Annotated in this window: 17 protein-coding genes and 1 tRNA gene; 9 read left to right on the top strand and 9 right to left on the bottom strand. The window is 42.0% G+C overall.

Going from position 1 to position 22,157, the window contains the following annotated elements:
- The first annotated feature begins 66 nt into the window (after positions 1-66).
- The 3 genes from NSP_RS01085 to NSP_RS01075 all read left to right on the top strand — a co-directional run bounded on the left by NSP_RS01085 (position 67) and on the right by NSP_RS01075 (position 4,767).
- Positions 67-2,223, top strand: coding sequence for a polyribonucleotide nucleotidyltransferase (locus tag NSP_RS01085; RefSeq protein ID WP_006195388.1), 2,157 nt, complete (start codon positions 67-69; stop codon positions 2,221-2,223).
- A 424-nt stretch (positions 2,224-2,647) separates the two neighbouring features.
- Positions 2,648-3,442, top strand: coding sequence for a segregation/condensation protein A (locus tag NSP_RS01080; protein WP_006195389.1), 795 nt, complete (start codon positions 2,648-2,650; stop codon positions 3,440-3,442).
- Between the two features lie 155 nt (positions 3,443-3,597).
- Positions 3,598-4,767: a nucleotidyltransferase family protein gene (locus tag NSP_RS01075; RefSeq protein WP_006195390.1), complete on the top strand. Its 1,170-nt coding sequence runs from the start codon at positions 3,598-3,600 to the stop codon at positions 4,765-4,767.
- A gap of 169 nt (positions 4,768-4,936) precedes the next feature.
- On the opposite strand, the gene speA is transcribed toward NSP_RS01075, so the two are convergent.
- The gene (speA, locus tag NSP_RS01070) at positions 4,937-6,952 is read right to left on the bottom strand and encodes a biosynthetic arginine decarboxylase (RefSeq protein WP_006195391.1); all 2,016 of its coding nucleotides are present in this window, start codon (positions 6,950-6,952) and stop codon (positions 4,937-4,939) included.
- A 228-nt stretch (positions 6,953-7,180) separates the two neighbouring features.
- Here speA and ndk point away from each other — a divergent pair, with 228 nt between their 5' ends.
- Positions 7,181-7,630 (top strand): nucleoside-diphosphate kinase, encoded by a 450-nt coding sequence (gene ndk / locus NSP_RS01065; protein WP_006195392.1) that lies wholly within the window; start codon positions 7,181-7,183, stop codon positions 7,628-7,630.
- Between the two features lie 172 nt (positions 7,631-7,802).
- Here the strand turns inward: ndk and NSP_RS01060 are convergent, their stop codons facing one another.
- From NSP_RS01060 to NSP_RS01040, 5 genes are all read right to left on the bottom strand, one after another.
- On the bottom strand, positions 7,803-8,534 hold the full coding sequence (locus tag NSP_RS01060) for a TerC family protein (protein WP_006195393.1): 732 nt from the start codon (positions 8,532-8,534) through the stop codon (positions 7,803-7,805).
- Between the two features lie 251 nt (positions 8,535-8,785).
- The gene (locus NSP_RS01055; protein WP_006195394.1) at positions 8,786-10,201 is read right to left on the bottom strand and encodes a tetratricopeptide repeat protein; all 1,416 of its coding nucleotides are present in this window, start codon (positions 10,199-10,201) and stop codon (positions 8,786-8,788) included.
- Entirely contained in the window at positions 10,201-11,484 is a 1,284-nt protein-coding gene (locus tag NSP_RS01050; RefSeq protein ID WP_006195395.1) for an ATP-binding protein, read from the bottom strand. Before NSP_RS01050 ends, NSP_RS01055 begins: the two co-directional genes overlap by 1 nt.
- A 280-nt stretch (positions 11,485-11,764) precedes the next feature.
- A complete protein-coding gene (locus NSP_RS01045; protein ID WP_017803717.1) occupies positions 11,765-12,208 on the bottom strand; it encodes a hypothetical protein in 444 nt (147 codons plus the stop codon).
- A 72-nt stretch (positions 12,209-12,280) separates the two neighbouring features.
- Positions 12,281-12,973, bottom strand: a complete 693-nt coding sequence (locus NSP_RS01040) for a hypothetical protein (protein WP_173403324.1) — start codon at positions 12,971-12,973, stop codon at positions 12,281-12,283.
- A 305-nt stretch (positions 12,974-13,278) separates the two neighbouring features.
- On the opposite strand from NSP_RS01040, the gene acs reads away from it, so the two are divergent.
- Together acs and NSP_RS01030 are read left to right on the top strand one after the other, a co-directional pair.
- The gene (gene acs, locus NSP_RS01035; RefSeq protein ID WP_006195403.1) at positions 13,279-15,249 is read left to right on the top strand and encodes an acetate--CoA ligase; all 1,971 of its coding nucleotides are present in this window, start codon (positions 13,279-13,281) and stop codon (positions 15,247-15,249) included.
- Between the two features lie 162 nt (positions 15,250-15,411).
- Positions 15,412-16,071, top strand: coding sequence for a tetratricopeptide repeat protein (locus NSP_RS01030; protein WP_006195406.1), 660 nt, complete (start codon positions 15,412-15,414; stop codon positions 16,069-16,071).
- Positions 16,072-16,115: 44 nt separating this feature from the next.
- Here NSP_RS01030 and NSP_RS01025 read toward each other — a convergent pair whose 3' ends face one another.
- The 3 genes from NSP_RS01025 to NSP_RS01020 form a co-directional block, all read right to left on the bottom strand.
- Complete coding sequence (locus tag NSP_RS01025; protein ID WP_006195407.1) at positions 16,116-17,402, bottom strand: MFS transporter; 1,287 nt, start codon at positions 17,400-17,402, stop codon at positions 16,116-16,118.
- A 137-nt stretch (positions 17,403-17,539) separates the two neighbouring features.
- Positions 17,540-17,689 carry an SRPBCC family protein gene (locus NSP_RS25820; RefSeq protein ID WP_157133645.1) on the bottom strand — a complete coding sequence of 50 codons (150 nt, stop codon included), beginning with the start codon at positions 17,687-17,689 and terminating at the stop codon, positions 17,540-17,542.
- Positions 17,690-18,047: 358 nt separating this feature from the next.
- Positions 18,048-18,119 (bottom strand) — tRNA-Thr (locus tag NSP_RS01020).
- Positions 18,120-18,422: 303 nt separating this feature from the next.
- Between NSP_RS01020 and argF the strand changes: the two genes are divergently transcribed.
- The 3 genes from argF (at position 18,423) to NSP_RS01005 (ending at position 21,941) form a co-directional block, all read left to right on the top strand.
- Positions 18,423-19,355, top strand: a complete 933-nt coding sequence (gene argF, locus NSP_RS01015; protein WP_006195408.1) for an ornithine carbamoyltransferase — start codon at positions 18,423-18,425, stop codon at positions 19,353-19,355.
- A gap of 412 nt (positions 19,356-19,767) precedes the next feature.
- On the top strand, positions 19,768-20,370 hold the full coding sequence (gene lexA / locus NSP_RS01010; protein ID WP_006195409.1) for a transcriptional repressor LexA: 603 nt from the start codon (positions 19,768-19,770) through the stop codon (positions 20,368-20,370).
- A gap of 101 nt (positions 20,371-20,471) precedes the next feature.
- Positions 20,472-21,941 carry a DNA phosphorothioation system restriction enzyme gene (locus NSP_RS01005; protein ID WP_006195411.1) on the top strand — a complete coding sequence of 490 codons (1,470 nt, stop codon included), beginning with the start codon at positions 20,472-20,474 and terminating at the stop codon, positions 21,939-21,941.
- The last annotated feature ends 216 nt before the right edge of the window (positions 21,942-22,157 follow it).

Raw genomic sequence — 22,157 nt, 5'->3', positions numbered from 1 at the left:
TCTGAGGGCAGAAATGTTAGGATTGCCACAGAAAGAGAAAAGCGAAAGAGAAGGAAAAAAAACTGAATGGCAGAAGTTGATAAGTCAATATCCTTCGATGGCAGGGATATTAGACTGAAAGTAGGCTTACTAGCTCCCCAAGCTGGTGGGTCGGTTTTAATAGAATCAGGGGACACATCTGTTTTAGTGACCGCTACTCGTTCCAAGGGCAGAGAAGGAATTGATTTTCTTCCCCTGACAGTAGATTACGAAGAAAGATTGTATGCCGCAGGTAGGATTCCCGGAGGAATCATGCGGAGAGAAGGTCGTCCACCAGAAAAAACAATTCTGACCAGCCGTCTCATAGACCGCCCCATGAGACCTTTATTTCCTACATGGTTGCGGGATGATCTGCAAATTATCGCCTTTACGCTGTCGATGGATGAGTTGGTACCACCTGATGTCCTAGCAGTGACTGGCGCTTCCATTGCTACCTTGATGGCACAAATTCCGTTTAATGGACCAATGGCCGCAGTGCGAGTTGGTTTAGTGGGTGATGATTTCATTATTAACCCCACCTATGCCGAAACAGAGAACGGAGACTTGGATCTGATTGTGGCTGGTTCACCCCACGGTGTAATCATGGTGGAGGCGGGAGCCAATCAATTGCCAGAGCAGGATATTATTGAAGCAATTGATTTTGGTTATGAAGCGGTAAGAGATTTAATTCAAGCGCAACAAGATTTGTTAGCGGAAATGGGTCTGAAAGTTGTGCAAGAAGCACCACCAGAGGAAGACCCCACTCTGAGCAATTATATCCGCGATCGCGCCAGCGATGAAATTAAGAAAATTCTGTCTCAATTTGAATACACCAAAGCCCAACGGGATGAAGCTTTGGATGTTGTCAAGGAGCAAGTCGCGAGTGCAATTAATGAATTGCCAGAAGAAAACGAAGTGCGAGCTGCTGCAACGGCAAACAGCAAGGCACTTGGTAACACCTTTAAAGACATCACAAAACACTTCATGCGCCGTCAAATCGTTGACGACAACGTGCGCGTTGATGGTCGCAAACTCGATGAAGTCCGTCCAGTTTCTTGTCAAGTTGGTGTGTTACCCAAGCGAGTCCACGGTAGTGGTTTATTTAACCGGGGATTAACCCAAGTATTATCCACTTGTACCCTGGGGACTCCTGGAGATGCTCAAAACCTCAACGATGACCTGCAAACAGACCAATCCAAACGTTACCTGCATCATTACAACTTTCCTCCGTTCTCAGTTGGGGAAACTAAACCGATGCGTTTTCCAGGTAGGCGCGAAATCGGTCATGGTGCTTTAGCAGAACGAGCGCTGGTTCCTGTGCTACCGTCAAAAGAAGCATTTCCTTACGTGATTCGCGTAGTCTCAGAAGTGCTTTCTTCCAACGGTTCCACTTCGATGGGTTCAGTGTGCGGTTCCACTCTATCTTTGATGGATGCTGGTGTCCCAATCCTCAAACCCGTAAGCGGTGCAGCAATGGGTTTGATTAAAGAAGGTGACGAAGTGCGAGTCCTGACTGATATTCAGGGCATTGAGGACTTCTTAGGCGATATGGATTTTAAAGTCGCCGGCACAGATACCGGGATTACCGCCTTACAAATGGATATGAAAATATCCGGTTTGTCGTTGGATGTAATTGCCCAAGCTGTGCATCAAGCGAAATCAGCCCGGTTGCATATTCTGGATAAAATGCTCCAGACTATCCAAGAACCACGGGTTGAAACCTCACCCTATGCCCCACGTCTATTGACTATCAAGATTGATTCAGACATGATTGGTCTGGTCATTGGACCCGGAGGTAAAACCATCAAGGGCATCACTGAAGAAACTGGTGCGAAAATTGACATCGAAGACGATGGGACCGTGACGATTTCTGCTGTGGATGAAAGTAGAGCTAAGAAAGCTCGTAACATCATTCAAGGTATGACTCGTAAGTTACACGAAGGTGATGTTTATGCTGGGCGTGTGACTCGGATTATCCCTATTGGTGCATTTGTAGAATTTCTGCCTGGAAAAGAAGGCATGATTCACATTTCTCAATTAGCTGACTATCGCGTTGGCAAAGTTGAAGATGAAGTAGCTGTTGGGGATGAAGTCATTGTCAAAGTGCGAGAAATTGACAATAAAGGACGAATAAATCTCACACGTTTGGGTATCCACCCAGACCAGGCGACGGCGGCGCGAGAAGCTGCGGCAGTGAATCGATAAATCGATTGGGGATTTTAGATAAAAATCTAAAATCCGCGATGCCTAGTTTCAAGGCATCGCCGTGGGTTTCTGAAATTTAAAATAACAGCCGAAGGACTGAAGTCGCGCCATAGAAACAAAGCCTGCTACACAGGCTCGCTGCATTTAAATTAGCAAAACATAACTCTTGACCGGAACTATAACAGGGATTGTTTAGCGATCGCTCCAAATCACTTACTGTATATATAGTAATCCGCTTTGATTTTTGATAGCTTGCGTGGCGTAGCCATACTTACTTGCGTAGGTGGGGAGTGGTCCGTAGGGAGTGGTCCGTGGGAAACAGCTTTTTGAGTTGTAAGCGCAAAGCGCAGGCTACGCCAACAGAAATCAAATAGGAGTCCTATATATTCAGAAAATCTTTCATTAAGGTTTTTGTCAAAATTTTATGCTTGCTTCCGAGTTATTAGAAACAATCACACACCTGATTGCTCAGGCAGAACAAGGCGACATCGATCCTTGGGATGTGCAGGTAATTGAGGTAATTGACCGTTACTTAGAACTAATGGCACCGGTGGCCACAGTTAAAGGAGCTATTGAATCCGACTTGTCGCAATCGGGACAAGCTTTTTTGTCAGCATCAATGCTAGTGTTATTCAAAGCTAACACTTTGATGCAATTGTCTACAGTAGATAACCTACAGGATGATGTGGCAGATGATGCCCTCTCTCTAAGTGAAAATGGGTTATTACATCATGCTCATCGTCTACAATTAGAGCGACACCTGAGCCGCCGTCCTTCAGCAATGCCACCACCAAAGCGTCGTGTAACTCAGCAAGAGTTAATCAAGCAATTGCAAATTATGGCGAACCAGCTCAAACTTGTGCAGAAATCCAGCAAACCTGTTCGCCCCAAGCGTCAGTCCAGCGACCAAAATATGCGACAGGCGCTAGAATTAGCTCACCAAGAAAATCTGACGGAAGTAGCTGGGGAACTAGAGCAAGTGTTGCATTGTTCCGCAAAACAGCTATTTCTAGAACAGAATTGTTTAAATCTAGAACAGCTGGTAGATTTGTGGACTCAAAAAAAACAACCACACCAAAATAATTCGCCTCATGAGTCAGAAAATAGCCACATGGTTAGTGTTTTCTGGGCGCTACTACTGCTCTCATCTCAATCTAAAGTCGAGTTATTACAAGACGAATTTTACCAGGAAATTAAAATTCGGCTACTTACAGATTGAGCTAATTGACATCGGGGGAAAATGGAATATGCGTTTCCACTATTATGAGTATAGCAGCATATTGGTACACTAATGAATTGAAAGCCGTCGTTTTACGACGGGGTTTTAAACCCAAATTTTCGGTAAACTGGCTTGTGTTTGAGGAATAAAATTTTATGAAAGCCATGATTCTCGCGGCGGGTAAGGGTACTCGTGTGCGTCCCATTACCTATACAATTCCCAAACCGATGATTCCTATCCTGCAAAAGCCAGTGATGGAATTCCTCCTGGAACTTTTGCGCCAACATGGATTTAACCAGATTATGGTTAATGTTAGTCATTTGGCGGAAGAAATTGAAAACTATTTTCGTGACGGTCAACGGTTTGGCGTAGAAATCGCTTATTCTTTTGAAGGTAAAATTGATGATGACGGCAAACTAGTCGGAGAAGCCATTGGTTCGGCTGGTGGAATGCGGCGTATCCAAGACTTTTCACCATTCTTTGATGATACCTTTGTGGTGTTGTGTGGTGATGCTCTGATTGACCTAGATTTGTCTGCGGCTGTGAAATGGCATAAATCCAAAGGGTCAATTGCCACCATCATTACAAAATCTGTTCCACTCGAAGAGGTTTCCAGTTACGGTGTAGTAGTCACTGACGAAGATTGTCGTGTGATAGATTTCCAAGAAAAACCCTCGCAAGAGGAAGCTATTAGCACCAACATCAACACTGGTATTTATATTTTTGAACCAGAAGTGTTTGAGTACATACCTTCTGGGGTGGAATTTGATATCGGTGGCCAGTTATTTCCCAAATTGGTCGAAGTTGGCGCTCCTTTCTACGCCATTGCTATGGACTTTGAATGGGTAGATATTGGTAAAGTACCAGACTACTGGCGGGCAATTAATGGTGTACTGCTAGGCGAAATTAAAAATGTGCAAATTCCCGGCAATGAAGTCGCTCCTGGTATCTATACTGGCTTAAATGTGGCGGTGAATTGGGACAAGGTGGATATCACAGGCCCAGTGTACATTGGTGGCATGACCAGGATTGAAGACGGGGCTAAAATTGTTGGACCGGCGATGATTGGCCCGAATTGCTGGATATGCAGTGGCGCAACTGTCGAGAACAGTGTAATTTTTGAATGGTCGCGATTAGGCCCAGGAGTCAGACTGGTTGATAAGTTAGTGTTTGGACGTTACTGCGTAGATAAAACGGGTGATGCCATAGATGTTCAAGCTGCTGCTTTAGATTGGCTGATTACTGATGCTCGTCAGACTCCGCCTTCTGAAACACCTTTTGAACGGCAAGCGATTGAGGACTTGCTGGGAACGAATGTAATTTAGGGAGTAGGGAGTAGGGAGTAGGGACTGGGGACTGGGGACTGGGGACTGGGGAATGTGGGATATAAGGCTACCTCTTCCCCCCTGCACCCTGCACCAGTACCCCCTGCCTCTTCCCCCCTGCACCCTGCCCCCTGCCCCTCTGCCTCTTCCCCCCTGCTTCTTGAATCCTCTAGCTATTCAGATAAGTATATCTTCCTAGACTCTGCTCGTAGGTTTGTAACAGGCGCTGAGATTCAGCTAGGGTGATGTGTTTTTCTTCTAAGGCTTTCTCACAACGTTGACGGATACTTTCGACCATATCTTCAGAGTCATACTGCACGTAGCTGACTACTTCGCTCATGGTGTCGCCTTTGACAATGTGCTGAATTTGGTAGCCTTTGGGTGTCAACTGAATGTGAACTGCGTTGGTATTACCAAATAAGTTGTGCAAATTACCCATGATTTCTTGATACGCTCCATTGAGGAACATTCCCAGATAATAGGGTTCTCCTGGCTTGAAGGTATGCAGTTCTAAAACTGATTTGACATCGCGCAGGTCTATAAAGCGATCAATTTTGCCATCACTATCACAGGTGAGGTCTGCTAATATTCCTCGTCGTATGGGTTCTTCGTCGAGGCGGTGTATGGGCATGATGGGGAATAGTTGGTCTATTGCCCAACAATCTGGTGCTGATTGAAACACTGAAAGGTTAATGTAATAAATGGAAGCCATAATTTTTTCTAGGTCTTCCAATTCATCAGGTACGTATTCCTGCTGTCTAGTGATGTTCAGAATTTTTTGACAGCAAGCCCAGTAGAGTCGCTCGGCTTTGGCTCGTTCTTGGAGACGCAAAATTCCTAAGTTGAATCGGCTGATGGCTTCTTCTTTAAATTGGGCTGCGTCGTGGTAAAATTCTTGATAATTATCTTGGTTGATTGATTGGTAGGTTTCCCACAAGTATTTGATCACCGGGGATTCTTCTTCTTCTGGGGGTTCTGGTAATTCTAGTGGTACATCGCTAGTGCTGAGAACATCAAAAATTAGTACGGACTGGTGGGAGGCGATCGCACGTCCACTTTCGCTAATCAGTGTTGGTACGGGAATCTGCCGCTCTGCACAAGTATCTTTTAACTCTGCCACGATGTCGTTGGCATAGTTCTGCATATTGTAGTTTTTCGAGGCGTAGAAGTTGGTTTGGGAACCGTCGTAATCTACACCCAAGCCGCCGCCAACATCGAGGTATTTCATATCTGCCCCCAACATGGCTAACTCTACGTAGATGCGGCTAGCTTCTTGAATGGCATCTTTAATCACATTGATGGCTGAGATTTGGGAGCCAATGTGAAAGTGCATCAACTGCAAACAATCCAGTAAATTAGCTTCACGCAGCTTGTTAACAGCTCCCATGATTTCGGGAATTGTCAGACCAAACTTAGCGCGATCGCCTGTGGAAGTTCCCCAGCGTCCCATACCTTGGGTACTCAATTTGGCACGAACTCCCAAAATCGGCTTAATGCCTAATTGACGGTGTGCCGCAATTACCAAATCAACTTCTTCAATCTGTTCTATGACGATAATTGAGGTTTGTCCTAGTCTTTGGGCTAACATTGCCGTTTCGACGTATTCCCGGTCTTTGTAGCCGTTGCAAATCAGCAATGCGCCTGGTGTATCCAACAAAGCTAGAGCAATCATTAATTCCGGCTTAGAACCGGCTTCTAAGCCAAACTGATGCGGTTTGCCAAATTTGACTAAATCTTCAATTAAATGGCGTTCTTGGTTGCACTTGACAGGAAACACGCCACGATATACCCCTGGGTAGTTATAACGGGCGATCGCTTTGTTAAAACAAGCATTCAACCGCTCAATTCTGTCTTCCAAAATATCGGAAAAGCGAATTAACATCGGCAGCCCCAAGTTACGCTGCTTCAAGGCGTTGACCAATTCAAACAAGTCTAGAGAACCGCCGCGATCGCCTTTGGGAGAAACTGTAATATGACCAGCAGCATTAATGGAGAAATATGGCTCTCCCCAACCTTCTATCCGGTATAAAGCTTCGCTCTGTTCAATTTTCCAAGACCCAGGCAAACCTCCTGTAATATTACTAGGTGGTAGCAGCTTTTTTTGCTTGTGATTTTTCAATTCCGATTTATGTCCATTGGAAGGCATGACCACCTCTTCAGATGTAGCAATTGATTCAGCACCCATTTGTCGTGACCTCTGTTTTGCACCCACGAATTAACAATTTAGCGCATTCGACTTGCAACTGATATGCACTTAGAGATAATTTCTGAGATAAACTCTGATTGGTTAGTAGTCATTAGTCATTTGTCATTGGTCATTTGTCAAGAGTGTGAAATCTTGATTACATGAACAAAAGGCAAATGACAAGAACTAAGACCAGATAAAAAACGTATTAAGTTTTGGGAGATAGCTTTGGAACGCACATTTTTAGCAATTAAACCTGATGGTGTTCAGCGTGGACTGGTAGCGGAAATCATCCGTCGCTATGAAACTAAAGGTTTTACCCTCGTTGGGATGAAATTCATGAAAGTCAGCCGCGAATTAGCTGAACAGCATTATGATGTTCACAAGGAACGACCATTTTTTAGCAGTTTAGTGGATTTCATCACCTCTGGCCCTGTCGTAGCGATGGTTTGGGAAGGTGATGGTGTTGTGGCTTCTGCGCGCAAAATTATTGGTGCTACTAACCCCTTAACGGCAGAACCTGGAACCATTCGGGGCGATTTTGGTATTAACATTGGTCGCAATCTGATCCACGGTTCTGATGCTTTGGAAACTGCACACAGAGAAATAGCTTTGTGGTTTAAAGAGGAAGAATTAGTTAGTTGGCAACCACATTTAACACCTTGGTTGCAAGAATAATTTAGGGAATGGGGAGTGGGGAATGGGGAGTGGGAATAAGGGAACACCAAAGAATTAATTATCCGATATTGTGGGATGGGCATCTTGCCCGTCCTTGGTGATTAGCGGGCAATCTTTGCCCGCTCCACAAGAAATTTTTGGGTATTTTTTTTGTTTGTTAATCCCTGATTCTCTAGCCTCTAGTCTCTACTTCACTCTTTTCGGGTTCTACTTCGGGTACTTCTTCAATCTCATTACGCACAGAGAATCCCCAAACTAGAATGATCGCGATCGCTGAAATTACGATCCATTCTGGTGGAACTAAGTTTTCGTTGATGACTCTCATTAACAGGCGCAAACCGACAAAGGCCACAGTGATATAGCCTGCATCTTCGAGGTTTTTAAATTCATCTAACCACCGGATAAATAAACCGGTCATAAATCGCAGGGTGATGATCCCAATGGTTGCACCGGTCAGAACTAGCCACTTTTCTTGAGAAACCGCGATCGCAGTTGTCACACTATCCAAGGAAAATGCTAAATCTGTAAAGGCAATTACAGGGATGGCTTGCAACAATGAGTTAAACCGGGGGCCATGATGATGGTCGTCTTTGGCTTCTTCTGAGGTAAAGTGTTGAAATACCAACCACAGCAGATAGGCAGCACCTAGTAATTCAAATTGCCAATATTTCTGTATCCAAGTGGCAGTGAGAATCAGGCTAATTCGCAACACATAAGCAACGACTAAACCGAAGTTGAGGGCTTTGCGTTCGAGTTCCTTGTCTTCTAATCCTTGGGCGATCGCAGCGAGGGCGATCGCATTATCAGCAGATAGCACAGCCTCTAATAAAACCAGGATTAGCAGCACTATCGGGGCTTCAACGCTGAAATGAAAGTGAAGATAATCAAAAATTTGGTCTAGCATTCCGGGTTTCTCAAGCAGGAAAAATAAAAATTATCTGAAAAGTGCAACAAAATGCTACTCTTATCCAGCTTAACGCGTTGGTGTTGCATTCTCATGGGGAGGATATCCAGGCGATCGCTTTACGGTTCAGGATTTATAAGTATTATTCAATACACCAAAAGTTTTAACATTTACTTTGCGGTGTAAAAAGTGTAAAAAGATCCCCGACTTCTTCAAGAAGTCGGGGATCTGAGCCTCGCGGTGTTTCCAAATCAAATATGATTGCTATCAAAGTTTTCAGATTGAGGACTATCACTCAAATTAGCCCGAAGATGTGCTAAATTTTGGCGAACAGTCACCGTCTTTGGATGGTCAACTCCTAACACCTGCTGACGAATTTTAAAAGCTTGGAGATACAGGGGTTCGGCTTGGTCGTACCTTCCTTGGGAATAGTAGAGTAATGCCAAGTTGTTGAGGCTGGTGGCGACATCGGGATGATTGTCTCCCAGCAGGCGTTTTCTCAGTTCTAAAGCTTGGAGATACAGGGGTTCGGCTTGGTCGTACTGTCCTTGGGAATAGTAGAGTAATGCCAAGTTGTTGAGGCTGGTGGCGACATGGGGATGATTGTCTCCCAGCAGGCGTTTTCTCAGTTCTAAAGCTTGGAGATACAGGGGTTCGGCTTCGTCGTACCTTCCTTGGGAATTGTAGAGTCCAGCCAAGTTGTTGAGGCTCATGGCGACATCGGGATGATTGTCTCCCAGCAGGCGTTTATAGAGTTCTAAAGCTTGGAGATACAGGGGTTCGGCTTGGTCGTACCTTCCTTGGGAATTGTAGAGTCCAGCCAAGTTGTTGAGGCTAGTGGCTAAGTCGGTTTCTAAACCGAATTCTGTTTGCAAATTAATCGCTTGTACATAATATTTAATAGCTAGATTCTCTTCTTGTTGATAATCTTGTGCTTCTCCTTTTTCTACTCTTCTTCTATAAATTTTACCTAACTGCGAATATAAACTAATGAGTAGTTTTGGGTCTTTGTGATTATCTTGCTGTTCTAATTGCTCAACTAATCTTTCCAAATCGGCTATTGGTAAACCCGAATATTTACTATCATCTAAATTTGATAACTCACCATTTTCTAATATATTCCTAATTTGTTCAAAGTCTTGAATATGAACAATATTTTTAGGTTTGCAAATAAAATGAAATACACCATTGCGCCAACTCCAAAAATCGGGGGCTTTTTTAATTAAGTTAACTAAAACTTGATTTGTTACCCAAAGGACAATTGCAAAGGGAAATTCTCGCAGTGCTTCCCTTGTCCATTGCAAATAACCAAAAAACTTTTCTTGTTCAGATTGTGACTCGCCTAGCCTCAAAAAATAAAGTTGTTCTACACCCGTAACTGTAATCACTGCGGGTTGATGTTGCTGTAAATATTCTTCGCTTTCAACTAATTGCTGAATTGCAGCTTTTAAACTGGGTTCATTTCGTGCTAAGGTGACATGATAGCAACGGATATCTGGTTGTAATTCCGCTTGATAACGAGAAATAATTTCTTGACGATAATTTTCATAATCGCAAACTGCAATTAATAAATTTAATCGTCCCACACCAGCTTCAATGGAGACAATTAAATCATCGTAAGCATCCTGATTTTGCTCATCTAGATTATTTGATGCTGGATTTGTCATTATATCAAACCCTCATCGCGCAACAATTCCACCACTATGGGATGTACGTCATACCAGTTTTTACTATTGCGATATTCCAGAACGTACAAACCATGTAATAAATCGAGAAATTCTTGTTCTTTGGGGTCTTCAGGTTTAAAATTTTGATAAGTATTTTGCAATATTTGATATTCTGCACTACCCAAAGGTAAAGAAAAGTCGTTGCGGATTTTATTAATGGCTTGATCTAAAATATCTGCATTAATCACCACAGTTTCGTTTGATTGGCGACGAATTAACCGCAAACAAATTCGGCAACATTCGTTAGCAATCCGAATTAATTCCCGCAGTACACCACCACTATTTAAAGCAATATTTTTGGCTATTTCCGGTTCAATTAACTCTGAGGGAATACGTTTTTGTAGAATTTCACAGAGAATATCAAACGTTTCTTGACGTGGTTGGGCATCTGGCTGGCGACTATCACCTTTAGCAAATAACTTTAAAACAGGCATAACCACAACTTGGTCATTCGTTTCATTTTCAATAATTGGCTTGAGTGCAGTTTCTCGCAGTGCCGCAATCGGAATTGTGTAGATAATCCGAAATCCTGGTAAACACAGGGCTTTAATGTTATCCTTGTAAATATTATTAACAACACTCAAGTCAAGTTTATCTAAATCATCGATAATCACTAAGACATCTTTTTTATATGCTGCTTGAATCGATGCAGCGATAATATTTAACTGGGCAACTAATTCAGATATTTTGCGTTCAAATTCCTGTTTAATTTCGTAGCGAATTGTCGAATCTACTTTTAATTTAGTGCTAAGTATTTTTAATATACTGTTGTCGCTAGTTGCTTCAGCTTGGATGCTATTAGCTTCAGTGCGAGTGCGGGTAGCAAACCATTTTTCTAAAGCATCTTTTGTAGATTGGGGAATATTGACTTTACGTGCTTCTGCCTCTAGCATTAAATTAAGGCCGATAGCAAACAGAATGTTGATGTGATTCACATCAGACATTTCGATAGTGTCAGCAATGGAGAAAAACACCACAAAATATCTATCGTGAATGTTACGGCTAAATTCCGCCAGCAAAGTTGACTTACCACAACCCCGATGTCCGGTAAAAATAATTTTGCCATCACTGCTAGGGCTATCTTCCACTAGCTGTTCTAATTCATCAATAGTATCCCCACCATAATCAACCCGGAAATCTCTTAAATCTTTTTCCTGGGACAAAGGAAGCAATTCTAAGTTGCGGTAGGCTTCTTGAAAGGACTTTAACAAATCTTTAGACATGGAAATACAGCTTTTAAAATGGCTATCTATTCATATCATGGCGGCAAACGTCGTAAAAATAGTAATTTAATAAATTTATTGTAGAACTCATATAATAGATTCCTATTCCTGCTCCCTCTCCTTACTAAGGAGAGGGTTGGGGTGAGGTTTCATGAAACTCAGTGAAAAAATGAGATGCTTCCTTGTTCTCTCAGCTTCCTTGACGTTCTTGGGGGTATGCGCTACGCTAACGTTAAAAAATATAGAGAGGACTGAAGTCCTCACTACTAACTTTCACTACTTACTCAGAAAACTCTGCCAATTTTCCCAACAGACTCTCTGCTAAATTTAATAATTCCCCATTATTTAAATCAACATTGTCCTCACCAGCCAATAGATTTCTCACCAGACATAACCTGTCATTTATTTCACCAATTCTCCAACATACTTCTAGATTTACTGCTAAATCAAACAGAGAACGCTCTCCTAAATTTTGCCTGACTCTGATAGCTACATCATCACTGCTGACTAAAAACTCCTTAATAGCATCTAATAACTTATTAGCTAAAATTTCATCATCTCCCCAACTTTCTAACCAATTACTATCTGCATCTTCAACATAAAAATGAACATAATCTACCCCGTAAGTTAGCCAGTCATGCTGCATTCTGCGGGCTGTTGTTAAAGCTTGAGCAAATTCTTCCACAGAAGTTTCGTAGCTTTGAGTTTCTTGTAAGTTAGCCATAAAAGCTGTGATGATCTGATGAGTATGTAGGGGGACAAACACAAATATTGAAGTATTGAACTGTTGAGAGCATCAATCAAATTTCAAATACTTTCCACCAGAAAGATAGTCACTATTGTGCAGTGCTATATTGACTAACTGCTTAATGAAATTCGCATCTTTGGGATTGTAACTTAAAAATATTCCTCTCTCTATCTCCCATGAATGCAATGTATTTTGCCAAAAATGATACTTTTGATGATTAAACTCTTCGGACACGCTGGTAACTTGAATACATAGTGGTTTGTGCTGACGACTACTAACAATCAAATCTGTTGCCATCGAAAGGTCGGCAATATAACGCTTCCACACACTACCTTCACGCTGCACGATATCTTGGGCTATAGCTTTAATGATATCATCATCTCCCTGATTAAATTCCCCTGCCATGAGTTTTTGTTTCCAAATGTAAAATTTGGAGTCGTTTGCATTTATCCATCTGGGAAAAAGATAGCTATACCAATATTTCTCATTTGGGGTCATCTGATCGAACTTAGCTTTTTGTTCTGCTTCCGAAGATGATGATTTAATCATCAGCCAAATGGTAGAATCTGTAATTACTTCTAGGAGAAAGGCGAGGACAAAGGGTTTAGCAGTCAAAGAACCTGGCCTAGTATTTTTTACCCAACGATTAATTTCATCTAATTTTTTAGACAAGTTAGGGTCTATCGAGGAAGCTTGCTCGATGAGGGATTTTAACTGCTCCTTAATCTCTTGTGCTTGCAAACGATGCCCTACTTTCAATAACTAACGCTTGGTTGAATAATTTACAACTAACTGATCTGGTAAATGTCTCTGTTAAAAAAAACAACACACCATAGATTGTATATTCTATTCTATTCTGGGTATGACAACGATTGTTGCTTTAGCCCCCTCAAGAATTTTGGGCTAATTGCTACACCATATCGGTTCGTTGTGGAAGTGCTTATGCCTAGAATACTGTATCTCTTAACGAAACTCAAAGCAATTCAGCATAACTTTGCGTATAAAATAGTTCTCAGTTACAACGCGATTACAGAGAAAGGTGAATTATGTCTCAGCCAACCATCGAATCAATCCTACAAGAGAAGCGCTCGTTCCCTCCCACAAGGGAATTTGCCCAGAATGCCCAAATCAAAAGCTTGGCAGACTATCAGCGCCTCTATGAGCAAGCCAAAGCCAATCCGCAGCAATTTTGGGCGGGATTAGCGGAAACTGAATTAGAATGGTTCCAAAAATGGGACACGGTGCTAGATTGGCAACCTCCTTTTGCTAAATGGTTTGTCGGTGGTAAAATTAACATTTCTTATAATTGTCTGGATCGACACCTGACTACTTGGCGTAAAAATAAGGCGGCGCTGATTTGGGAAGGAGAACCAGGAGATTCCCGTACACTAACTTATGCTCAATTACATCGGGAAGTGTGCCAGTTTGCCAATGTGCTGAAGCAATTGGGAGCGAAAAAGGGCGATCGCATTGGGATTTATATGCCGATGATTCCCGAAGCGGCGATCGCCATGTTAGCCTGTGCGAGAATTGGCGCACCCCACAGCGTCGTATTTGGTGGTTTTAGTTCCGAAGCTTTGCGCGATCGCCTCAACGATGCAGAAGCCAAAATAGTCATTACTGCTGATGGTGGTTGGCGTAAAGATGCGATCGTTCCCCTCAAAGTAGAAGTAGATCAAGCCTTAGCCGATAACGCTGTCCCCTCCATTACAGATGTGCTAGTAGTTAAACGCACCTGTCAAGAAACACACATGGAACCAGGGCGTGACCATTGGTGGCATGATTTACAACAAGGCGTATCAGCCGATTGTCCGGCGGAACCGATGGATAGCGAAGATATGCTGTTTGTTCTCTACACTTCTGGTAGTACCGGCAAACCAAAGGGTGTTGTCCACACCACTGGTGGTTATAACTTATATAGCCACATGACCACCAAATGGATCTTTGACCTGCAAGATACAGATGTATACTGGTGTACTGCCGATGTCGGTTGGATTACTGGACACAGCTACATCGTTTACGGACCCCTTTCCAACGGTGCAACAACTTTAATGTACGAAGGTGCGCCCCGTGCGTCTAATCCTGGCTGCTTCTGGGATGTAATTGAGAAATATGGTGTAAATATTTTTTATACAGCACCTACAGCAATTCGGGCATTTATCAAAATGGGTGAACACCATCCCAAAAGCCGTAATTTGTCTTCTTTGCGTTTGTTAGGAACAGTCGGCGAACCCATTAACCCAGAAGCTTGGATGTGGTATCACAAAATCATTGGTGGTGAACGCTGTCCCATTGTGGATACTTGGTGGCAAACAGAAACCGGCGGTATTATGATTACACCATTACCCGGAGCCATTCCCACTAAACCCGGTTCCGCAACTCTGCCCTTCCCTGGTATTATTGCAGATATCGTTGATTTAGAAGGTAACACCGTACCCAACAACGAAGGCGGTTATTTAGCGGTACGTTATCCTTGGCCGGGGATGATGCGGACAGTTTACAATGATCCAGAACGCTTCCGCCGCACTTATTGGGAACATATCCCCCCCAAAGATGGTAACTACATCTACTTTGCTGGGGATGGCGCGAGACAAGATGAAGACGGTTATTTCTGGGTAATGGGTCGGGTTGATGATGTCTTGAATGTCTCAGGACACCGCTTGGGAACGATGGAAGTCGAATCAGCATTAGTTTCCCATCCAGCCGTTGCAGAAGCTGCTGTAGTGGGTAAACCGGATGAAATTAAGGGTGAGGAAGTTGTGGCTTTTGTGACTTTAGAAGGCACATATCACGCCAGTGAGGAACTGAGTAAAGAACTCAAGCAGCACGTTGTTAAAGAAATTGGGGCGATCGCCCGACCGGCAGAAATTCGCTTTACAGATGCTTTACCTAAAACCCGATCTGGTAAAATAATGCGGCGCTTGTTGCGGAATCTCGCATCTGGTCAAGAGATATCTGGTGATACTTCCACCTTAGAAGATCGCAGTGTTTTAGATAAATTGCGCGAAGGCGCTTAAATAACCTGCAAATCGAGTTTTTCACCCTGCAAAATCTCCCCTCTCCTTAGAAAGGAGAGGGGTTGGGGGGTGAGGTTCATCGCTGATTCTTCTCGCCTACCCCATATCTACTCATTTTGAATTTAACATGGGTATCAGAACATCATTGAGGTAAATAGCCAAATGAAATCAGCATTTGTTTCCACTCTGAGCTACATAACGCTGAGTATCATCACTACAATTGCTATATCACCATTAGTGTTAGCGCATCCTGGAAAAGTCGCGGTAAATTCACCCGAACTGGTAAAAAGTAGAGTTGAAAAACTAGCACAATCTCGCGGGACACCAGAAGAAGAGCGATCGCAACTCATACAACAAGCTAAGACTTTATCCAGTCAAGGGGATTTCACAGGAGCAGAAGAAAACTTACGCACATTAATTAAAAAATTCCCCAGATACGCCTTTGGACACTTTGAATTGGGAAATGTGTTGTTTCGACAAGAAAAGCCAGAGGAGGCTATTAAGGCTTATCGAGAAGCCATTCGCCTCAATTCAAATCATGCTCTGGCTTACAACGGTATCGGTCTGGTTTATGCTAGTCAAAGTCTTTGGGAAGAAGCTATTGCAGCTTATCAGAAAGCTTTAGAAATTAATCCTAATTATGGTGATGCTCTGGCTAATTCGGCTGTTGCATTTTTACAAACAAATCAAGAAAGTGAAGGGATCGCTTCTTTAGAAAAAGCTTTAGATGTCTTTAAATCACAAAGTAGAAATGAAAGGGTTATTCAAATTGAACAAATTTTGCAGAAGCTCAAAACTTTAGATCAGCCTAGTATTTCATGAAAATTGCTGATTCCGCAGGTTTCACTTCCTATATATACAATTATTTATCTGGAAGTGCTTTGAATTAGTACAATATTTTTTTGCTCATAAACTGCCCGGATAGTTTGTTTTAATACGGGGAGTTTTCTGTAAAACAATATAGACCCTAAAATACAAACTATTCCATCAATAGCTAATGTATTGGGTGCGCCGATACGATTTGCTAAAAAGCCTCCTAGTAAATGTCCTAAAGGTAATATTCCTAAAAATGACATGGTGTATAAGCTCATCAATCGCCCGCGTTTATCATCTTCGACAATTGTTTGGAGAAATGTATTGCTAGCAGCAACTTGCAAAAATGTTCCTAAGCCCACAAACAGCATGATAAATAAAGACAGTGGTAAAAAGCGAGAATAAGAAAAGGCTATTAAAGCAATTCCTAAAATTGCTGGTGCTAAGGCGATTAATCTGCCAATTCCTAGTATGCTTCTGCGTGTAGCTAGATAAATACCCCCGGTGGAAGCTCCTACTCCCGAAGCTACCATTAAAAATCCCAATGTTTCGGCACTACCTTTGAGGATGTCTTCTGCAAAAATTGTCAGCAGAATCATATATTGCAGTCCCATGAAGCTGACTAAAGCTGATAATAATAAGATGGCGCGAATTGATGGAAAGCTAAAAGCATAAATAAATCCTTCGGCTACTTTTTGGAAAGGATTACCAATTGTCATTACCATTTGTCTGGGTTTAATATTCATTACTAATAATGCTGTGATTACAGCAATATAGCTCAATCCATCAATTAGGAAACAATAAGCAGCACCAATACTGGCTATCAGTAAACCTCCCACTGCTGGACCAATTAATTGCGCTGCATTAATCATAGTTGAATTTATGGCGATCGCATTAGCTAAATCTTCTCTACGTTCCACTAATTCCGGCGCAAATGCTTGTCGCGCAGGTGAATCGACTGAATTAATCAATCCTTGAAACAAGCTTAATCCGATAATATGCCATACCTGAATCGTACCAGTTAACGCCAGCACTGCTAAAGCTAATGACTGAATCATCGAAAATATTTGTGTCCCAATTAAAGTCCGATATCGCGAAAACCGATCTACAAAAACTCCCCCAAAAGGCGCAAGAAAAAAACTAGGAATTTGACTACAAAATCCCACAATTCCCAACATGACTGGGGAGTTTGTTAAGTAATATACTAGCCAAATTGTAGCAATATGTGTCATCCATGAACCAATCAAGGAAAGGCTTTGTCCGGCAAAAAACAGACGATAGTTTCTTGACATCAGCGCTGGTAATAGAGGCTGCTTTGGGTTTGCGTCTGTATTAGCCATGCAATATTTCCTATTTGAATCAACTAGGTGATACTTTCTGCTGTAATTTTTCACGCCTGATTCATTGATGGAAAACCCTTTTTAGTATCTGTATTCAGCCATTTTTTCATCAAGGGAATCAATAAACCAGAAAAAAATTATCGGTGAATGAACTGGACTCGATTTTTGTTTAATGGTAGAATGATAAAAATATACTCACCTGTAAATAATCTATCTATGGTCAGAGTACCTCTCCACCGCAGTTCTCTATTTGGCTGGGCTTCTAAGATAGTGGTTTTCCACTTCATTCCTCCACTGTCTGAAGGCTGAATAAAAACTGTCTATTTTTGTCCTTTGTTTATCTCACCCTGTGCTTTCCGCATAAATAAATCGATTCCATTGGGGATAGCTGTCAAATTTGGTGAGTAATTGCTATAGGGTTTCAGAAGTCCCATTAATTCCGATTTCAGTTGTGATTCTTCGGAAAACTCACTCAAACTATATTTGACTTAGGTCAGTTGAATGATTTTGTAATGATCTTAGGAAAGATTAGCGATCGCACTATGCATATATGAGAGAATAATTCACACTCAGGGTAGGAAATGTTCCGGTTTTGCGCCGCAATAGTCAACGCGGACAAATCCTGTGGAAATATCAAAAAATTAAAGCCAGCAGTCGGATTTGAACCGACGACCTTCCGATTACAAGTCGGATGCACTACCACTGTGCTATGCTGGCGGGCATGGTTATTGCTTTCAAAGCCTTAACCGACATCCTATTGTAGCATACATAATTTAATTGTCTATAGTCAAGGCCAAAAAAACTGAATCTGCCGGAATAACTACTAAAAGCGCAGTCAACCCGAAAAAAATTAGTGAATTTAATGACTGATAAAGTTGCTAAATTAATATGCATAGCAAAAACTAACTCAAATACTGGGCTGGATGCCAAAATATATGGTACTGGTTTAAAACTGTACTTTTTTTGACCCAGCTAGGTCAAGGAACAGAAATCGATGATTGTTCTTTATAGATCAAAAGCATGGTAGCGTTGATAGGACGAGATTTATTAAGCCTAGCGGACTTCAGTCCCCAGGAACTTCAAGAACTCCTGCAACTCGCAACTCAACTCAAATCACAAGAGTTGAAATTGCATTGCAACAAGGTGTTGGGTTTGTTATTCTCTAAAGCCTCAACTCGCACGCGAGTTAGTTTTACAGTAGCAATGTACCAATTGGGTGGACAGGTAATTGATCTTAACCCTAATGTGACTCAAGTTAGCCGTGGGGAACCTTTGCAGGATACCGCACGGGTATTAGACCGATATTTAGATGTTTTAGCAATTCGCACCTTTGCACAGCAAGATTTGGAAACTTTTGCTAGTTATGCCAAAATTCCTGTAATTAATGCGCTGACCGATTTAGAACATCCTTGTCAGATCTTAGCTGATTTATTGACAATTCAAGAATGCTTTGGTGATATCTCTGGCTTAACTTTGACCTACGTCGGTGATGGCAATAATGTTGCTAATTCTCTGATGCTGGGTTGTGCTTTAGCAGGTATGAATGTGAGAGTTGCTACCCCTAAAGGATATGAACCTGATTTGAGTATTGTAGAACAAGCACGAGCCATTGCAGGTGATAAAACTGAAGTGATGCTGACTGATGACCCAGAATTAGCCGCCAAGGGTTCTACTGTACTTTATACTGATGTTTGGGCTAGTATGGGGCAAGAAACAGAAGCTGATAATCGCTTGCCAATTTTCCAACCTTATCAAATTTCCGAAGAGTTATTAAGTCTTGCAGACCCAGAAGCAATTGTTTTACACTGCTTACCAGCCCATCGTGGTGAAGAAATTACCGAAGCAGTTTTAGAAGGTTCTCAGTCACGAGTTTGGGAACAAGCCGAAAATCGTTTACACGCCCAAAAAGCTTTACTCGCTAGTATTTTAGGCGCAGAGCAAGTCCTAAGTTGACAATTTCATAGACAAAACTATACTTATATTGACAAAAATCAATATATATTTTAGGAAAAAATCAACTACTTGATATATAATACGGTGATATCAAGTATTGAATTGAGACTATTGCCGACGCGAAAACCAAGCAATGATGGTGGTAGTCTTTTTCAGAAACTTAATTGGAACACAATCGCGTCTGGCTAAGGCGTGAAAGTCTACTGAGGGATAACTGCTCCCATGCTCCCGTTGAAGTAGAAAGTAAAGTCTAGTTTTGTCTAGGTTTTATATAGCAGTAACAATCTATAGGGCAGAAGCAAAGAGATTTGTCTTGCTTTTGCCTTTCATATTTTTACTTTCATCTTGTGATTTGGGATTTTTTGTAGTACTAATGTTCTAAAGACATTTGTATTTAATTCCCAATAAATTTATGGAACGTCTCACAGAAGCTCAACAACAATTATACGATTGGTTGGTAGAATATATTAAAATTCACCAGTATTCTCCTTCAATTCGGCAAATGATGGAAGCAATGAAGCTGAAATCACCTGCACCAATTCAAAGTCGTTTAGAGCATTTACGTACCAAAGGTTATATAGACTGGAATGAAGGTAAGGCGCGAACGATTCGGATTTTGCATCCTGTGAAGCAAGGTATCCCAATTTTAGGCACAATTGCGGCTGGTGGTTTAATTGAACCTTTTACTGACGCTATAGATCATTTAGACTTTTCTCATGTTTCCTTACCTCCTCAAAGCTATGGTTTACGGGTAGCCGGCGATAGCATGATTGAAGATTTAATTGCTGATGGCGATTTAGTATTTCTGCATCCAGTGTTAGAACCAGACCAGTTAAAAAATGGAACTATCGTCGCTGCGAGAGTTGATGGCTACGGTACTACTTTAAAACGTTTTTATCGCCAAGGCGATCGCGTAACTCTCAAGCCTGCCAATTCTAAGTATAAACCCATTGAGGTACTCGCTACACAAGTGCAGGTGCAGGGTTCTCTAGTGGGAGTTTGGCGCGGTTATTAAATAGGGAGTGGTCCGTAAAGAATTTTGGATTTTGGAGAAAGCGATTTTAGATTGTAGTCTAATCCAAAATCTAAAATCTAAAATCTAAAATTGATTGACTAATGACTAATTATCAACAACAATCTACTTTTAGGCTAAAATTTCCATTTGTTCGGGAAGGTAAGGGGAGTTATCAAACTCGTCAGCCATTACCAGGATGCCCAATTTTGCCTGCATCTCTGCAATTACGTCCATATCAGCGACAGGCTATTACTAGCTGGTTTGCTAACAATGGCAGAGGAACGCTAAAAATGGCTACTGGTAGTGGTAAAACTATTACAGCTTTAGCGATCGCTTGTGAATTATACCAGCAAATTAATTTACAAGTGTTATTAGTGGTGTGTCCTTATCGTCATCTTGTCACCCAATGGGCGCGAGAATGTGAGAAGTTTAACTTACAGCCTATTTTAGCTTTCGAGAATTTACGCACTTGGCAAAGTCAACTATCTACCCAACTGTATAATCTGCGTTCCGGTTCGCAAAACTTTGTTACGGTAATTACTACCAATTCCACATTAATTGGTGATGGTTTTCAGTCTCAACTTAAGTATTTTCCCCCTAAAACTTTAATTATTGGTGATGAAGCGCATAATTTAGGCGCACCGAAATTAGAGGAAAATTTACCTCGTCGGGTGGGGTTACGACTGGCTTTATCGGCGACACCAGAAAGGTATTTCGATGATTATGGTACGCAATCGTTATTTGATTACTTTGGTTCAGTGCTACAACCAGAGTTTAACTTAAAGGATGCGATCGCTCAAGGGGCTTTAGTACATTATTTGTATTATCCCATACTTGTAGAACTGACCGAAACGGAAAGTATGGCTTATTTAAAGTTAACTAAAAAGATTGGGCGATCGCTATTATATAGAGAACGAGAAAATAGCCAAGGGGGAAACTTTGAAGACAACGAAGACTTAAAACCATTATTAATGCAACGCGCCAGGTTAATTGGTACAGCAGAAAATAAATTAACCGCTTTGCGAGAATTAATGACAACTCGGCGAGAAAGTACCCACACACTATTTTATTGTAGCGATGGTTCCCAAGAAACCGGACAACGTTCATCCTTGCGTCAACTCAAAGCCGTAGCCAAAATCCTCGGTGTAGATTTAGGATATAGAGTCAGCACATACACAGCCCACACCTCCCTCAAAGAACGGGAAACCTTACGCTGTCAATTTGAAAGTGGAGAATTACAGGGTTTAGTAGCAATTCGTTGTTTAGACGAAGGAGTTGATATACCAGCCATTCAAACAGCCGTCATATTATCAAGTTCTGGAAACCCGCGCCAATTCATACAGCGCCGGGGGAGAGTATTACGTCCTCACATTGGTAAAGAACGCGCCACCATATTCGATATGATAGTCCTACCACCAGACTTAGATAGAGAAACCATAGAAATAGAACGCAACCTCTTAAAAAAAGAACTCCGCCGCTTCGTAGAATTTGCCGACCTAGCCGATAACGCCGGCGAAGCTAGAATGAAACTACTAAACTTACAAAAACGTTACGGATTATTAGATATTTGATAATACTTCCTCCTCCTCCTCCTCCTTGGCGTTCTTTGCGTCTTGGCGGTTCGTTCCTCTTTCAGGACTTACGCAAAATTATGGAAAAACGAACCACGTTCGCGAAGCGTCTCCCCTTCTCCCAAAGGGAGAGGCTAGCGCCAAGGGAGAAGGACACGTTCGCGAAGCGTCTCCCCTTCTCCCAAAGGGAGAGGCTAGCGCCAAGGGAGAAGGACA

This window comes from Nodularia spumigena CCY9414, assembly GCF_000340565.2.
Taxonomy (GTDB): domain Bacteria; phylum Cyanobacteriota; class Cyanobacteriia; order Cyanobacteriales; family Nostocaceae; genus Nodularia; species Nodularia spumigena.
The sequence above is the reverse complement of the archived record's forward strand: the minus strand, read 5'-3'. Positions and strand labels throughout refer to the sequence as shown.

What these genes read in the sequence shown, in the direction of transcription:
- NSP_RS01085 (WP_006195388.1), top strand. Translation starts at nt 67, where the DNA reads ATGGCAGAAGTTGATAAGTCAATATCCTTCGATGGCAGGGATATTAGA.
- NSP_RS01080 (WP_006195389.1), top strand. Translation starts at nt 2,648, where the DNA reads ATGCTTGCTTCCGAGTTATTAGAAACAATCACACACCTGATTGCTCAG.
- NSP_RS01075 (WP_006195390.1), top strand. Translation starts at nt 3,598, where the DNA reads ATGAAAGCCATGATTCTCGCGGCGGGTAAGGGTACTCGTGTGCGTCCC.
- speA (WP_006195391.1), bottom strand. Translation starts at nt 6,952, where the DNA reads ATGGGTGCTGAATCAATTGCTACATCTGAAGAGGTGGTCATGCCTTCC.
- NSP_RS01060 (WP_006195393.1), bottom strand. Translation starts at nt 8,534, where the DNA reads ATGCTAGACCAAATTTTTGATTATCTTCACTTTCATTTCAGCGTTGAA.
- NSP_RS01055 (WP_006195394.1), bottom strand. Translation starts at nt 10,201, where the DNA reads ATGACAAATCCAGCATCAAATAATCTAGATGAGCAAAATCAGGATGCT.
- NSP_RS01050 (WP_006195395.1), bottom strand. Translation starts at nt 11,484, where the DNA reads ATGTCTAAAGATTTGTTAAAGTCCTTTCAAGAAGCCTACCGCAACTTA.
- NSP_RS01045 (WP_017803717.1), bottom strand. Translation starts at nt 12,208, where the DNA reads ATGGCTAACTTACAAGAAACTCAAAGCTACGAAACTTCTGTGGAAGAA.
- acs (WP_006195403.1), top strand. Translation starts at nt 13,279, where the DNA reads ATGTCTCAGCCAACCATCGAATCAATCCTACAAGAGAAGCGCTCGTTC.
- NSP_RS01030 (WP_006195406.1), top strand. Translation starts at nt 15,412, where the DNA reads ATGAAATCAGCATTTGTTTCCACTCTGAGCTACATAACGCTGAGTATC.
- NSP_RS01025 (WP_006195407.1), bottom strand. Translation starts at nt 17,402, where the DNA reads ATGGCTAATACAGACGCAAACCCAAAGCAGCCTCTATTACCAGCGCTG.
- NSP_RS25820 (WP_157133645.1), bottom strand. Translation starts at nt 17,689, where the DNA reads ATGAAGTGGAAAACCACTATCTTAGAAGCCCAGCCAAATAGAGAACTG.
- argF (WP_006195408.1), top strand. Translation starts at nt 18,423, where the DNA reads ATGGTAGCGTTGATAGGACGAGATTTATTAAGCCTAGCGGACTTCAGT.
- lexA (WP_006195409.1), top strand. Translation starts at nt 19,768, where the DNA reads ATGGAACGTCTCACAGAAGCTCAACAACAATTATACGATTGGTTGGTA.
- NSP_RS01005 (WP_006195411.1), top strand. Translation starts at nt 20,472, where the DNA reads ATGACTAATTATCAACAACAATCTACTTTTAGGCTAAAATTTCCATTT.